This window comes from Citrobacter sp. Cpo074, from assembly GCF_030332745.1.
Lineage (GTDB): Bacteria > Pseudomonadota > Gammaproteobacteria > Enterobacterales > Enterobacteriaceae > Citrobacter > Citrobacter portucalensis.
In genome coordinates, this window is sequence record NZ_JAOWHG010000027.1 from 1 (window position 1) to 15,446 (window position 15,446).

Genomic DNA, 15,446 nt, shown 5'->3' on the forward strand with positions numbered 1-15,446 from the left:
CCGCAGGGACCGGCAGGCGCAAAAGGCGAAAAAGGGGACAAGGGAGATTCCGGGTTAACGGGGGCAACAGGACCAACTGGCCCTGTAGGTCCACAGGGGCCGGCGGGTGCAAAAGGTGACAAGGGTGATATCGGGTTAACGGGAGCAACAGGACCAACTGGCCCTGTAGGGCCTCAGGGACCAGCAGGCGTACCAGCGGGTGCTCTTCATGCTGTAGGTACGTTTGCGCTGGCATATATGCCAGCGCCTGGAGGGAGAGGTACTAATCCAGGTACAAGTTATTCGGGGGGAAGTTTAATAGCGTGTGGAATTATCAGCAACAGCGACGCAAAAACGTCGTTTTGTATTACGGGTAGTACTGGCAAATATACTTTGCCGGGTACATGGCGTTCGTGTGGAATCGCATCCAGTTCTTCTGAAGGTCTGGCTGGAACTAATTTGGGTTACTATGCAGGCCTTTTTCAGCGAATTTCATAAAAGGAGATTGTATGAATATTGAAAATATTCAGGCTCCTGAGTGGGCAAATAAAGAACATACTGCGATTAACTGTAGGGTTAAATTTGCAGAGTTTGATGAGTTTCTGCCGTTCACTGCATGTCCGAATGATTTTGAGGAGCATGGACGCCTTATCTACAGCGAGCTTGAATCAGGAAAGTATGGACCTGTAGCCCCTTTTATTGTGACTGACAAGATGGTGGAGGATTTACGCAACCAGAAGCTGGCTGAAATCAGCAACTGGCGGGACGTTCAGGAAAACGCCAACATTATTTTTGAACTGGGCAATCGCCGGTGGGATGGAGGCAAAGCGTCGCAAGCGCGTCTTGCGCCCGTGGTTATGGCTGGCAGTGCAGGACAGTTACCGGAGGGATTCTTCTGGACGGATGCGGATAACCACGATGTTCCGGTGAATTTTGCGTTCCTGCAACAGCTGGAGGCAGCGATGGTGCAGGCAATGGTGAAGCATGGCTTCAGAATTCACGAACGGCAGCGACAGATGAAAGAAGATGTGACACAGCTTACAGATATGAGCGCCATAATTGCTTACCAGCCAGGATGGGCGGAGGAGGCATAATGAGTCGCTTTACCACGCTAGCGATACTGGAAATGCTGGTTCACTACCGATGGCGCGTATACGCGCCATTTTCGTTAATTTGTATAGAGAAAGGCCTCTGCATTTGCAGGAGCCTTTTTTTGTGGCCTGTCCATGCCCCGTTAATCGGGATACGGGCAGACAGAACGAGCACAAAGCGGCTGGCAAACTGGCGAACGTTCGATAGTGCGGGTATTGAATGATTACCAGATTACTACTGTTCACCCCAAACGGAGGATTTTAGCTATGGGGTTCCCTTCAACTGCCAGTGATTACGTTGAAACGAGGATCTCACTCGATCAGCAGCTTATCAACCAGCAACGACTTACTTCATGCGGGTATCACGTTCACATTTCAGGGAAGGGATACTCCAGGGGCGCTGCTTGTGGTAGAGGCATCACTTACTGCCTGCGATGACTCACTGCTGATATGTGCAATCGACGGGGAAGCGATATCGGACTCACCCTCAACCCAACCTGATTAATCTGGAGAGCGGGCGAAAGGAGGCGCTGCCAGTAGATGATGACGGATACGGTTCTGCACCCGCTATATTCTGGGTAATTACTTACATCATCAATGATGCTAGGAATGCAGAGTTTGATGATTGCCCGGCCATGTGAGCACATTATTGCTAAGTGAAGTATGAAGTGGGGTTACGTGGTTGAGGCTAATTATCATTTCTGTCTGGATTGTTAGACAAACCAATCCCTACTTTTACCGCAGCGAACAACATGATGCACAGAGTGGTAATCGCGGCAAATACCAATAAGAGACTAGTAATCATAGAGCTTCTTAATGTCAGATGAATTCAATTGTCAGACAACTGTATAGGGAAAAGGTTCCTGGCAATTATCGTGCTTGCTATTCAAGAGGATATTACAACCCGATAGAACGTAGTTGGCTGGTAATCTGTCGATAGTTTCACCCCAATAATCCCCCTGAGTTTCCCCGTAAAGAAAACAGGCATAAAAAAACCAGCCGTAAAGTCTGGTTCTTAAAGGAGTTTTGGTCGGCACGAGAGGGTTTGAACCTCCGCCCCCCGAGACCCCATGACGGTGGCTACTGTTTTTAGGATTGCTATGTGCTAAAAGCGGAAATAAATAACAATTGTTCGATAATCACTTTTAGTGATCAGAAGCATGAAATTTCCTGTAAAAAATCCCTTGCAGCAATATGCAGGGGCTTATATATGATGCCGGGTGCCTCCCGGTAAGTCTTTGGGTAACCTCCCATGACTCGCTGCTTCAGTCGTGCATGATGAACATTCCAGCATAGAAGTCATCAGGTTAATTAGCCCAGCCGCTCAGAAGGATTCATCATAAAAGGCAAGATAGCATGAAGAGGGTGGGAGAGATATCGGCATTTAATCAGATAACAAAGAATATTTCTCTCATGTCAGTGTAGGTATTAAAATGTTGAATATGAAAAAAAGCCTGCTGTTAGCAGGCCGTAAATATTTTTAACTCATTTTTTGTTCGCTTCTGATAAATATGGTAAGAATGCAATCAAACGTGAAGCAGAGAGCATAAAAAAAAGCTATAAATATTTCCTTGCAGCATCAAGTATCTCCTGTGACGTTAACTCCCTGTCAGAAGCTACGTAAACAATACCATGAACGCCAGTTAAGGAAGGAAAGCCTGCAGACATAATCCGAAGATGCGTTTCTTCACCGTTCGGATATTCCTGCCTGATAGAGGATATACCTTCCAGAACAGTCATGACTTTACAGGATTCAGCATTAAAGAAAACAAGGACTTTTATCATATTCCACTACCCTGTTCTCTCGTGGATGTAAACAGTCAGATGCCATAAGGTAAAAGCAAAGACGTGATGCTTTCGGAGGCAGCCTCGCCTCTTACGCACTTTATTATTTAACAAGCAGTTAGCTTCTGCTTTCAGACTTTTATGCAGCAGTCCTGCACTTCATCACATCGGTCAGCACACTCATAATTGCGAAAAAATATGCTGACCTGATATTAAGAATAAACGACTTTTATCTGATTTAAGTTATGGAACTGTCTACTCAGGAATAATTATTCATCGTTATCGCAGATCCACAAAGATTTATTTATCGCAAAGTATTACGTTTGCAGCAGCAGGGCCTTTGTCACCACTGTGAATGGCGAATTCAACTTTCTGTCCTTCAAATAAGGTCTTAAAGTTGTCGCCGTTAAGCGCAGAAAAATGAACAGAGATGTCTTTACTACCATCAAGAGGAGAGATGAAGCCAAACCCTTTGTCTTCGTTAAACCATTTTACCAAACCTTTAATTCTTATGGTCATACCAACTCCTGCCACACATGATTGTATTGATAGTAAACGTATAGTATTAAACGTATGGACTCAAAAGGGGGGGATATCAGCGATAACACCTGGTAATGAGGACTACACGGAAAATGTTTAACGTTCGTCTGTACATTGAACTGATGGGATTCATTAAGGCACGGTAATTAATAATAAGCAAATTATATTTTAGCCATCCAGAGAATCTGCAAGAGAAATTAAACTGGCAAAGGCCTCAACCTCCCTTCAGGGTGCCTGTGGTTGCGAATATCTACCTCTCCTGAATTTCAGTGCCTCAAAATAAATAGATTAAAACTTAACCACATGTGATACGGTGAAGCTCGTTCATTGAAAGGTTAATGGTTATGTCTATTATCAATTACGCAATGAAACTCTTCACCAGTGCGTCTACCGCCACTGCCGTCTGCCCTGTTTGTGGCTTAAAATCGGCTCAACTTCTGTCAAAAATCCGGCGCAATCAGGCCATGCTTTGCCCTGGATGTAAGGCTCTGTTTATTTCCCGACGCTAGCGCGGCCAAAAAACGCAGACAAAACTCATATTCTATACTTAAGTCAAATCCCGGCAGCTGTTAAATCCCTGATGCCTTACGCCCATCCTCAGAGAACGTTTCTGAACTGATTTTGCAACTGCTCCTGCATGCTAACTCTGCATCAGAGCAATGCTATGAAAATGAACCCCAGGGCGTGGTTTAACCGCTCCCATATTCCGATGAATGCTACCGAAAGCGTAACGTTTTCGGCGAACGATCCTGCCGGTGAAAGCACTCTGCAGTCAGAACTCTTTTCGACCGCCCAGATGGAACGCTATGGTCAGAAGCTCGCCCGGACCCATAAATTATCGCCGGATAAACATCCTTATTATCTTCTAAAAAGACTCGGCGAGAATGAGGCCATCATCACCCAAAGCTGTTATGAGTTTAACGCGGGTAAAAAGACCAGCATCATGCCTGCCGGGGAGTGGTTGCTGGACAATTATTATCTTATTGAGGAACAAATCCGCACGGTCCGCCAGCACTTGCCGAAAAGCTTTGGTAAAGGTCTCCCGTCGCTGATGTCGCCGCTGAATTGCCCACGAATTTATCATATCGCATCTGAGGCAGTTGCTCACGGTGATGGCCGCTGGGACGCCGCGAGCCTGACCAGCTATCTCACTGCCTATCAACAGGTGACACCGCTGACGCTAGGTGAAGTCTGGGCGCTACCGGGAATGCTGCGCCTGGCGCTGATTGAAAATCTTCGTCGTATCAGCATGGAAGTGATAAATGCGCAGCAGGACAGAAACCTTGCCGATACGTGGATAACCAGGATTTTCGAATGTGCAGAGAATGCCCCTGGCGATTTAATCATGGTGGTTGCCGATATGGCACGCTCCCGACCTACGTTAACCAGTGCGTTTGTCGCAGAGCTGGTGCGGCGCCTGCAGGGGCATGGCAATGCGTTGTCGTTACCTCTGACCTGGGTTGATCAGTGCCTTCGGGAACAGGGGATCACCACCGACGTTCTCATACATAATTTCAATCAACAGCTTGCCGCCAGCCAGCTATCTGTCAGTAACAGCATCGCGGGTCTGCGATTACTGAGTGAAACGGATTGGGCTGATTTCGCCGAAACGATAAGTGTCGTCGAACAGGCATTACGCAATGATCCTGCCGGTATCTATCCCCGGATGCACTTCAATACCCGGGATCATTACCGGCACGTTGTTGAGGTCCTGGCCAGGGACAGTGGTCTCAGCGAGCCTGAAGTTGCTGACAGGGTGCTGACGCTTTCAGGGAACAGTGCTCCCGATACACTGGAACATCATGTTGGTTATTATCTCGCAGGCGAAGGTCGGCAGGCGCTGGAAATTCATCTGTTAGCAGACACCTCAAGGCTCATGCGCTTGCGGCACAGTTTCAACAGAATAACCCTGCTGTCATGGCTTGGAAGCCTGGCGTTGTTGACAATCGCAACGACCGCAACGATTTTGCACGAAACAGCCATGCAGGGCGCAGACTGGCTGTTGATCGCGGTGATATTCCCTCTGATTATCGCTGTAACTCAGTTAATGAGCGATTTACTCAGTGACGCAACCACCCGTTTTCGCGTTCCTCGCCCCTTGCCGCGGATGGATTTCTCAACCGGCATTCCCCCTGACAGCGCCACTCTGTTAGTCATCCCCTGCATGCTGACCAGCCACGAAAGTTTCAGTCAGCTCCTCACCAGTCTTGAAGTCTGCTGGCTGGGGAATGAAAACGAAAATCTCAGGTTTGCGCTGCTCACTGATTTCGCTGATTCTGCAAATGAACCCTCGCCGGAAAGCCAGATGCTGCTCAGACAGGCGATCGCCGATACGCAGGCGCTGAATCGCCGCTATCCCTCCAGCCGCCCACGTTTTTATCTGCTACACCGCCAGCCTGAATGGAACCCCGCGGAAGGAACGTGGATGGGCTATGAACGCAAGCGGGGAAAACTGGCGTTACTGAATAGTTGGTTGCGCCATCCGGGGACACAATTCGTCAGCGTTGCAGACATGCCTGCTAACCTTTTACCGGGCCACATTAAATACGTCATTACCCTGGACAGTGATACGGTGCTGCCGCGCGATACGGCGCACAAACTGGTCGCGACGATGGCGCATCCGCTGAATACGCCAGAGTATGATCCGGTACGCCAGAGGGTTGTCAAAGGATTTGGCATTTTACAACCCGGCCTTGCGGAGGAGATACCACGCAACGGTCAGGGACGTTACGCCGCCATGCGCAGCAGCACACCAGGCAATAATCCCTATTCGATGATGTCTTCGGATATCTATCAGGATCTTTTTGGGGAAGGATCGTTCGTGGGCAAAGGGATTTACGATGTTGACATTTTTATGCAAGCCACTGCCAACACCTGCCCGGAAAACCTGGTTCTCAGCCATGATCTACTCGAAGGATGCTATGCACGTTCGGGTCTGCTGAGTGAGGTGTTACTCTATGAACAGTACCCGAATAATTATCTGTCGGATGTTGCACGCCGTTCACGCTGGATCCGGGGTGACTGGCAACTGCTTAACTGGCTGAAACCACGTGTCAGAAGAGCCGATGGAACCCGGACCAGGAATCCGCTGACCGCGCTTTCTTACTGGAAATTACTCGATAATCTGCGTCGCAGTCTGGTCGCCCCTTCATTACTGGTATTGCTGTTCTTCACCCTGCTAGGGGTACCTAATCCGGTTTACTGGCTGGGCGTACTGTCGCTGATATGGCTGTTGCCAACAATCCTCTGCATCACCTATGACCTGCTGCATAAACCTCTGCGTCGCCGCCTGAAGCCGCATCTGTTACTGGTAGGGGCGGGCGCGCTGAAGCGTTTGTCAGGTATCGGCCTTAATTTTGCGATACTGCCGCACGAAGCCGGATATTCGCTAAAAGCGATCGCCGTGACGTTATGGAGATTGGGGATCAGCAGGCGTCACCTCAGCCAGTGGTTCAGCCACAGCCTGGACAGCAATCAGGCCGGACCCACTGTCGCGCGTTTTTATCAGGCGATGTGGCTGAATGTTGCATGTGGTGTGATGCTGATAATACTGACCGGACAATTTGCTCCACAACTGCTGGGGATTGCGTTGCCGATCGGTTTGTTATGGTGTGTGGCACCGCTGCTGATGAGCTGGCTGAGTCGCCAGCCTGCGCGTAAGGTGTTTTCGCCCAATCCGGAACAAAAACAGCTGTTGCGCCAGACAAGCCGTGAAATCTGGGCGTTTTTTGAAACCTTTGCAACAGAAAAAGAGAACTGGCTTCCGCCTGATAACTACCAGGAAATACCGCAGCCGACGGTGGCCCATCGAACCTCTCCTACCAATATTGGCCTTTCCCTCATGGCTAACCTGACGGCATGGGACTTTGGCTACCTGCCCGGCGGGGAAGTGCTACGGCGCGTGTCGCTCACGCTCGACACAATGGATAAAATGGAGCACTACCGGGGCCATCTCTACAACTGGTATGACACTCGTACGCTGGCCCCCCTCAGCCCACGCTATATCTCAAGCGTCGACAGCGGCAACATGGCAGGGCATTTGTTGACACTGCGTGCAGGGCTGTCCGCCATGCGTCATCAGCCAGTTTTAAACCGCCAACAGATACTGGCAGGACTGAATGATACGCTGGATATTCTGGAAAAACAGTGGGGTCAGAACCCGCCTGACAGCTTGCGGTTGCTGCGAAAACACTGCCTGAGCGCGGTGTCGCTCTCTCCGCAGACATTTTTCAGCGAGCTGAAAAATATGCGCACCCAGTGCAATCACCTGAACACGCTATGCCATCAGGGATCTCCTCTTCAGATGCGTTGGGCAGGACATCTGGAGCATCAACTGGTTCAGGTTTGCCATGAGTGGTCGCTGCTGCTTGGCTGGTTACCCGCATCCTGGAACGAACAGACGCTGCCGACTTTGTGCGAGCTTGCCCGCGCAACATTTACTGGTGCAGGAACCCCCTCGGCGTCAGCGACGGAGCAGGCCCGAATGCGACTCAATATTATCACTGAACTTGAACAACGGTTGGATGAGCATGCCCGGATGGATTTCGCCTTTCTGTACAGCGAAGCAACCAGTCTGCTCAGTGTTGGCTATAACTGTGACACGAATATGTCTGACAAGAGCCACTACGATCTTCTGCCGTCTGAAATCCGCCTGACCAGCTTCCTTGCCATTGCCACTAATCAGCTACCTCTTAAAAGCTGGTACGCGCTGGGGCGACTGTTCACCACCATTGACAATGAAACAGCCCTGATGTCATGGAGCGGGTCAATGTTTGAATACCTGATGCCGAATCTGGTAATGCCCACCTGGCCTGGCAGCCTGCTCGATGAAATGAGTCAGTCGGCGGTTATGCGCCAGATTCATTGGGGGAAAGAACGCGGAGTACCGTGGGGCGTTTCAGAGTCTGGTTATCATGCTTTTGATGTTCAGCATAATTATCAATATCAGGCATTTGGTGTGCCGGGTCTCGGCCTGCGCAGGGGGCTTGCTGATGACATGGTTGTCGCCCCTTACGCCACACTGCTGGCGTTGATGGTTTCCCCACAGAAAGCCTGTGAGAACCTGATAAGGCTGCAAAAAAATGGCGCACTTGGTGAATACGGTTTTTATGAAGCGCTGGACTATACTCCCTCACGCCTCGCAACCGGTCAGCTCTATGCGGTGGTTCAGTCCTGGATGGCGCATCACCAGGGGATGGCGTTTCAGGCGCTGGCTCATGTGCTGCTTGACGCCCCGATGACTGAACGCTTCATGTCCAGTACGGTCTTCCGCTCAGCGAGCCTGCTGTTACAGGAACGCGTGCCGGATGCAGTCGATCTGTACAGTCCGCGCCGTCATTTTGAATCTCATGAGGGCAGGGTCAAACCCGTTCGCTATGAACCCCGTATTTTCTATGGCGTGGACACGCCGGCCCCGGATATTCAACTGCTGTCCAACAACCATTATCATCTGATGTTGACCACGGGCGGCGGCGGCTATAGTCGCTGGAATAATATTGCGCTCACGCGCTGGCGCAGTGATACCACCCGCGATAACTGGGGAGCATTCTGCTATATCCGCGATATACAGACGGGGAATGTGTCGAGCAATACCTGGCAACCGACAGCCCACACCAGCGGGCATGACGAGGAAGTGATATTCACCGATGCGAGTGCTGAATTCAGACGCTCTTTCGATGGGCTCAGCATCAAAACTCAGGTTGTGATCTCCCCAGAGGATGATATTGAGTTGCGACGACTCACACTGATTCATCGTGGTCGCCAGCCTCGCTCTCTGGAACTGACAACCTATGCCGAAGTGGTACTGGCGCCTGAAGCCAGCGATCTGGCACACCCGGCATTTAGCAATTTGTTTATTCAGACGGAACTGGATCCTGAGCGTGACGCTATTCTTTGCCACCGGCGCCCGCGTTCTCCGGGTGAAGAGAGTCCCTGCCTGTTTCACATGATGGTGGTGCATGGCGATAACCGTCATAACGTTTCGTTTGAAACAGACAGGGCAAAATTTCTTGGTCGTGGCAGAAACCCTGCGGATGCCCAGGCAATAAAGGCAGGCGGAGCGCTCAGCAACACGTCGGGGTCAGTGCTGGATCCGATCCTGGCAATACGCCACGCCATCACTCTGCAGCCGGGGCAGCCGGTCACGATTGATATCATTTATGGCATCAGCGAGACCCGCCAGCAGAGCCTGGCATTGCTGGAAAAATACCGCGATTACCCTATCGCTGATCGCGTATTTGAACTGGCCTGGTCTCACAGTCTGGTGGTGTTACGCCAGATGAACGCCAGTGAAGATGATGCCACTTTGTTTAATCGTCTTGCCAGCGCGGTGCTTTACCCTGTCCAGGAGCTGCGCGCCGAAGGCCAGGCGATCAGCCGCAACCGGCGTGGTCAGTCCGGTCTGTGGGGCTGGGCAATTTCAGGTGATCTGCCGATAGTGCTGATCAGTATTACCAGCGAGGAAAATATTGCTTCAGTGACCACACTGATTCAGGCACACCGTTACTGGAGACAGAAAGGACTGGATGTTGATTTGGTTATCCTGAATAACAGTCCCGGCGGCTACCAGCAGGGCTTACAAAATCAGATTATGGACTTAGTTTATGCCGGGTCTGAAGCCAGTCTGCTGGACAAAACGGGCGGTATTTTTGTTCGTAATGGCGAGCATCTCTCTGCTGAGGATAAGTTGCTTTTGATGAGCGTGGCCTGTCTTTATCTTGATGACCGCACAGGTAGTATCAATGAGCAGCTTAATCAGCGTACTCACACCCTTAAACCTCAGGCCAGAGCACTCATTCCACGGGCTGTACGCGAGCGTAATCAACATACGGACTGGAGTCCCGATATCAGTCAGTTATGCCATTTCAATGGGTACGGTGGATTTTCTCAGGATGGTCGGGAATATCAGATTGTTCTGCGGGAAGATGCGCAGACACCGGCGCCCTGGTCAAACGTACTGGCAAATGCCCGTTTTGGCACTGTGATTTCAGAGGCGGGACAGGCCTACTCCTGGTATGAGAATGCACATGAATATCGGTTGACACCGTGGGAGAACGATCCTGTGAGCGATCGCAGCGGCGAGGCGTTTTATCTGCGCGATGAAGAGAGTGGTGAGTGTTGGTCACCGACGGCTTTACCTGTTCGCGGACATGGTGATTACCTGACCCGCCATGGTTTTGGTTACAGCGTGTTTGCCCATCGAGAGAATGGTATAGACAGCGAGCTGACGGTCCTGGTTGCCGAAGAGGCGCCGGTTAAACTGGCGCTCCTGACGCTCAGTAACTCTTCGGGTCGGACACGCAAACTTTCCGTCACCGGCTATGTGGAGTGGACGCTCGGAGGAACACGAACTCGCTCAGCCCATCACATTGTGACACATGCGGCCAGACCACCTGGCGGCTGCGGAGTGCTGGCGAACAACTTTTATGGCGATAACGGTAGCGGTCGTACTGCCTTTTTTGCCGTCAGCGGTAATGACTGTTCGTTGACCGGGGATCGCCGGGAGTTTATCGGTCGTAATGGTTCTCTGCACGCCCCGTCGGTCATGAAGCTACGCAGGCTTTCAGGTAAAACGGGCGCCGGTCTGGATCCCTGCGGGGCAGTACAATCGGCGGTAACATTAATTGATGGGGATCAGAGGACGTTTATTTTTATCCTAGGCGCAGAGGAGAATCATATTCGAGCTCAGGAGACGCTTGCCCGTTATATGAATGAGGAGACGGTCCGCGAGGAGCTGAACCGGGTTCACAACCACTGGCACAATGTGCTCGATAAAATTGTGGCTAACACTCCCGACACATCGGTAAATTTACTGGTGAATGGCTGGCTATTGTACCAGACGGTAGCCTGTCGCCTGATGGCTCGCAGCGGTTACTACCAGTCCGGCGGCGCATTTGGTTTTCGCGATCAACTGCAGGATACGCTGGCGCTGAGCCATGCTGATCCGAACCGGATGCGAGAACAGATAATCCTGTGTGCATCACGGCAATTTATTGAGGGTGATGTACAGCACTGGTGGCACCCGCCACACGGCAACGGAGTGCGCACTCGCTGTTCCGATGATTATCTGTGGCTTCCGCTTGCCGTTTGCCACTATGTCGAAACGACGGGGGATATGGATGTACTGGAAACACGTATTCCTTATCTGGAGGGACGTCCGCTTCAGCCTGGTGAAGAGTCTGCCTATGATACGCCGGTGATCAGCGGTACCGAAGAGACACTCTGGTTACACTGCGTCAAAGCCATTAAGTATGGACAACAGTTCGGGGAGCATGGTCTGCCGCTGATGGGGGCTGGTGACTGGAATGACGGCATGAACCGGGTGGGGATTGAAGGCAAAGGTGAAAGCGTCTGGCTGGGCTTCTTCCTGTTCGACATTTTGCAGCAGTTTGCGGCGCTGGCTGATCGCAGGTTGGATGAAAGCGTCGCCTCAATGTGCCGTTCACAGGCTATGCGCCTGCAAAGCAATCTCGAAGCCCACGCCTGGGATGGTGAATGGTACCGGCGTGGATATTTTGACGATGGTACTCCCCTGGGGTCGAAGGCTTCACAGGACTGCCGGATTGATGCGATTGCGCAGAGCTGGTCTGTATTGTCCGGGGCCGCAAGCCCGGGACGGTGCGCAATGGCCATGCAGGCGCTGGATAAGCACCTTGTGGATAACGAGGGGGGACTGATAAAACTATTAACACCTCCTTTCGATGGGCACGGTCCAAATCCTGGTTACATACAGGGTTACCTGCCTGGTGTGAGGGAAAACGGAGGGCAGTATACACATGGCGCTATCTGGGCTGTGATGGCATTTGCCCGAATGGGGAATGCCGAACGCGCTTGGCAACTCTGGTCAATGCTCAACCCGATAAATCATACTCTGAATACAGATTCGGCCGGGATTTATAAAGCTGAACCTTATGTCATGAGTGCTGATGTCTACAGTGTCGCTCCCCATACCGGACGTGCAGGATGGAGCTGGTATACTGGTTCTGCAGGCTGGGCCTGGCGTTTACTTACCGAGGAATTACTGGGGATAAAACGTTCCGGTGCTGACTTTACGGTTCATGCCAGGTTGCCGGATGGGTGGACATCTTTTTCTATGAGCTATCAATATGGCGAAAGCCATTATCAAATTAGTGTCTCACGCGGCGATGCAGAATATCGCGTGACACTGGATGGTGTTCTCCTCCCTGATGACAGAATACCGCTGAAGGATGATGGACAAAACCATATGGTTGAGATCATTCAGAACTGACACTGAGTCCGGAGGCGCATTAACGTCTGCCGTTAATGCGCTGATTATCCCTGAGAACATCAATCGCAGTTTGCATGGCGATTTTGTCATCCCGCCTTTTTTGTTTGTCCTGCATGAACTGAAGGTATTCCAGCAAGGTGCGGGTATTAATCGGTCGGCCCTGTTTACCCACAGCCAGCACGGCTTCGCCAAGAATAATTTTCACTGGCGGTAGTTGTGCCGGATACCAGTCAAGGGTGTCTTCTGATTTCATTATAAATCTCTCACGGAAGGGTAGTGTATCATAAATCAGACGTTCAATTTTCAATATTTGATATCCTGATTCAGACACAACTTAACATAACTTATGCCAGTTATTTTTATATTAAAGCGTATAATAATTACTGTATCCCTCAGAGAATTATTTATGTCTTATACAAAAGGGCTCAGGTATTTTAAAGAAAGACCGGTTCATGTTGCCTGCCCGGTATGCGCACACAAAGCTGATCAGAAAGCAGGTAAACTAAGAAAAGATGCAGTTCTTGAGTGCCCTGCCTGCGGACTGTTGTTCAGACCTTCAGAATGCTGGTGTATCGGCGGCTGATCAGCTTCTGCCTTTTAACGTAAGTGATGTCGGGAAATGACAATGTTTATCCTGTTTTGCAGTTGTCGAGGGTATGATAATGAAATCTAAAAAATCTGTTTTTATTGAAGGACATATTCTGTCGAATAGCTGTCACGGGCAGGCCGGTCAACCTTTCTGCATTCACCGGGTCAGGTTTAGTAATGGTAAATATGCGATTATCCGGGTGACATCCGGGATATGTTTCAAACCTGGCGAAATTATTCAACGAAAAGATTGCGAGTGGTTTTATAAACTTACCAAGATTCGCCTTCTTTCTTTTGAGTACCTTGAGGATGATGAATCAAGGAGACAATTTACTGAATATCAATGATAAATCCATGAGTTTAATAACAGCCGTTACACGTTTCGGCAGAAACGAATTATGTGTTGAGCTACAGAGTTACATTAATGTGGCCTTTAGAACTAATATGCACAGCTATATTAATACAGATATTAACTCATAGAAAACATGGAATTAATCTGGTTATTCCCTCTGTTGTTGGGCTATCTGGTTAGAGATTTAAGAAATCATTCATCCACATATCAGCCTCTTCAAACATTTCCTGAACACTTCGGCTTATCTGTTCTATTTTATGCTTGCTGGCGTCAACGCATTCAATTTTGGAAGGAAAAACTGTCCGAAACCGGTCCGAATATGTCCGAAATGTTGGCTAACTATATGATTTTTAGTGCCTGAAAACACACCTTTATTTGTGCATTTTTTGTTCTAATGGTTTGTTATTGCATTGAAAATGAAGGATAAAAAATAATTTTGGAAAAAACAGGAATCGTATTCGGTCTCTTTTTATGTGGCGAATGCGATGCCATCCAGGGCAAAACACGGCGTATTGCATGCTGCATTCTCCATAAACCATACCATACTCCTGCCCACGATCGTCCAGGCTTTTTTACCAACATTGCTAAAATTATAATCAGGTACCCTTGTACTCTGGAGGCGACATGGGACAACCTGGCAATATCTATCAACGAATCGACGGTACGCAGTGGCGTCACGTATGGGTGGTTGGGGATATCCACGGATGCTTCTCGATGCTGATGGCTAAGCTGCGCCAGTACCGTTTTGATCCCTGGCAGGATTTGCTGGTTTCAGTGGGGGATGTTATCGACCGTGGACCAGACAGTTTGCGTTGTCTGAAACTACTGCGTAAACACTGGATTGTCGCGGTCAGGGGGAATCATGAACAGATGGCGCTGGACGCGCTGGCGACGGGGGATCAATTCATGTGGTTTATGAATGGTGGCTCGTGGTTCGAGCAGGCGGAGCAACCGGCAGCGAAATTTGCTCTTGAAGCGTGTTGGCAGTTACCCTGGATACTGGAGCTGCATTGTCAGAACGGTATACACGTTATTGCTCATGCCGATTACCCGGATGATGATTATCAGTGGCTAAAAGAGATCGATTTACAGCGCGTGCTGTGGGACCGTTCGAGGCTGATGAACAGTGGTTGTGCGATTCAGGGCGCGGATCACTTCTGGTTTGGCCACACGCCGCTGCGCCATCGGCTGGATCGCGAGAATTTACACTATATTGATACCGGTGCTGTATTTGGCGGCGAGTTAACGCTGGTACAACTGCAATAATCAAAAATCGCTGTATTCCTGGGCCGGATGCCAGAAACTGTCGATGTAGTCGTCCGCAGGTAAACATCCGCCGTTACGAATACGTTGATCGTCCATCGATATCAGGCACTGCTGCTCAGTTTTGTAGACATCAACCACGATATCTTCACAACCGCCATCCAGATAGCACACAAAAAGAACCAGCGTGAACATTCCATCCTCAAATGGTAAAGCCATACCTGTAGTGTAGAAGATGTTGATAGATGAGGGAAATTAACTAAGAAATAACCCGTCTGGCGACGGGTTCTTTTTGAATCAGGCAAGGCGCATGATCCAGGCATCTGACTTACGATCGTAGTGTTCGCGAAATAGTACTGAATGTTCTCCGTTCAACAGGGCCGGGACGCTGGTTTCGGCATCCCAGGCATCCAGTTGCATACATAAATCCGGATCGGATTTACACGGAATGGTTAACGTTCGGTCCCCCGGCGATTCGCCATGTAACTCGGCGTCGTCGATTTCAAAAGCGCCAATGCGCACACTGGTTTTCATCATCGTGCTCTCCGTTAATTTGCTGGTTGTGGTACGACCAGTTAGGGCGTCCATTTTTCAGCGTAGT

At 50.0% G+C, this 15,446-nt stretch carries 13 protein-coding genes and 1 pseudogene; 7 read left to right on the forward strand and 7 right to left on the reverse strand.

Translation table 11 applies throughout. The features are described 5' to 3' along the window. The first annotated feature begins 488 nt into the window (after window positions 1-488). On the forward strand, window positions 489-1,073 hold the full coding sequence (locus OGX83_RS04645) for a DUF4376 domain-containing protein (RefSeq protein WP_286587441.1): 585 nt from the start codon (window positions 489-491) through the stop codon (window positions 1,071-1,073). 264 nt (window positions 1,074-1,337) lie between these two features. Then, a pseudogene (locus OGX83_RS04650) lies at window positions 1,338-1,711 on the forward strand (HumD family translesion DNA polymerase). Between the two features lie 47 nt (window positions 1,712-1,758). Here OGX83_RS04650 and OGX83_RS22770 read toward each other — a convergent pair. The 3 genes from OGX83_RS22770 to OGX83_RS04660 form a co-directional block, all read right to left on the reverse strand. Beyond that, the gene (locus OGX83_RS22770) at window positions 1,759-1,875 is read right to left on the reverse strand and encodes a YnaM/YnfT family protein (protein WP_352477250.1); all 117 of its coding nucleotides are present in this window, start codon (window positions 1,873-1,875) and stop codon (window positions 1,759-1,761) included. Window positions 1,876-2,627: 752 nt separating this feature from the next. Further along, window positions 2,628-2,855: a hypothetical protein gene (locus OGX83_RS04655; protein ID WP_080625050.1), complete on the reverse strand. Its 228-nt coding sequence runs from the start codon at window positions 2,853-2,855 to the stop codon at window positions 2,628-2,630. Between the two features lie 300 nt (window positions 2,856-3,155). Beyond that, window positions 3,156-3,374: a cold shock domain-containing protein gene (locus tag OGX83_RS04660; RefSeq protein ID WP_080625051.1), complete on the reverse strand. Its 219-nt coding sequence runs from the start codon at window positions 3,372-3,374 to the stop codon at window positions 3,156-3,158. 365 nt (window positions 3,375-3,739) lie between these two features. Between OGX83_RS04660 and OGX83_RS04665 the strand changes: the two genes are divergently transcribed. Continuing rightward, complete coding sequence (locus OGX83_RS04665) at window positions 3,740-3,904, forward strand: YnfU family zinc-binding protein (RefSeq protein WP_216350678.1); 165 nt, start codon at window positions 3,740-3,742, stop codon at window positions 3,902-3,904. Between the two features lie 155 nt (window positions 3,905-4,059). Further along, entirely contained in the window at window positions 4,060-12,642 is an 8,583-nt protein-coding gene (locus OGX83_RS04670; RefSeq protein ID WP_286503290.1) for a glycoside hydrolase family 94 protein, read from the forward strand. Between the two features lie 19 nt (window positions 12,643-12,661). On the opposite strand, the gene OGX83_RS04675 is transcribed toward OGX83_RS04670, so the two are convergent. Then, window positions 12,662-12,895 carry a YnaE/YdfK family cold shock protein gene (locus OGX83_RS04675; protein WP_080625052.1) on the reverse strand — a complete coding sequence of 78 codons (234 nt, stop codon included), beginning with the start codon at window positions 12,893-12,895 and terminating at the stop codon, window positions 12,662-12,664. A gap of 153 nt (window positions 12,896-13,048) precedes the next feature. Here OGX83_RS04675 and OGX83_RS22775 point away from each other — a divergent pair, with 153 nt between their 5' ends. Beyond that, on the forward strand, window positions 13,049-13,225 hold the full coding sequence (locus tag OGX83_RS22775; RefSeq protein WP_216350677.1) for a YnfU family zinc-binding protein: 177 nt from the start codon (window positions 13,049-13,051) through the stop codon (window positions 13,223-13,225). Window positions 13,226-13,304: 79 nt separating this feature from the next. Next, window positions 13,305-13,577, forward strand: coding sequence for a hypothetical protein (locus OGX83_RS04680; RefSeq protein WP_172313143.1), 273 nt, complete (start codon window positions 13,305-13,307; stop codon window positions 13,575-13,577). 181 nt (window positions 13,578-13,758) lie between these two features. On the opposite strand, the gene OGX83_RS04685 is transcribed toward OGX83_RS04680, so the two are convergent. Continuing rightward, entirely contained in the window at window positions 13,759-13,866 is a 108-nt protein-coding gene (locus OGX83_RS04685) for a DinI-like family protein (RefSeq protein ID WP_080626304.1), read from the reverse strand. 340 nt (window positions 13,867-14,206) lie between these two features. Here OGX83_RS04685 and pphA point away from each other — a divergent pair, with 340 nt between their 5' ends. After that, window positions 14,207-14,848: a protein-serine/threonine phosphatase gene (gene pphA, locus OGX83_RS04690; protein ID WP_286587444.1), complete on the forward strand. Its 642-nt coding sequence runs from the start codon at window positions 14,207-14,209 to the stop codon at window positions 14,846-14,848. Here pphA and OGX83_RS04695 read toward each other — a convergent pair whose 3' ends face one another. Together OGX83_RS04695 and OGX83_RS04700 are read right to left on the reverse strand one after the other, a co-directional pair. Further along, window positions 14,849-15,040, reverse strand: a complete 192-nt coding sequence (locus OGX83_RS04695) for a YdfD/YebW family protein (protein WP_003034941.1) — start codon at window positions 15,038-15,040, stop codon at window positions 14,849-14,851. Window positions 15,041-15,142: 102 nt separating this feature from the next. After that, on the reverse strand, window positions 15,143-15,379 hold the full coding sequence (locus tag OGX83_RS04700; RefSeq protein WP_165612495.1) for a YebV family protein: 237 nt from the start codon (window positions 15,377-15,379) through the stop codon (window positions 15,143-15,145). Window positions 15,380-15,446 lie beyond the last annotated feature (67 nt).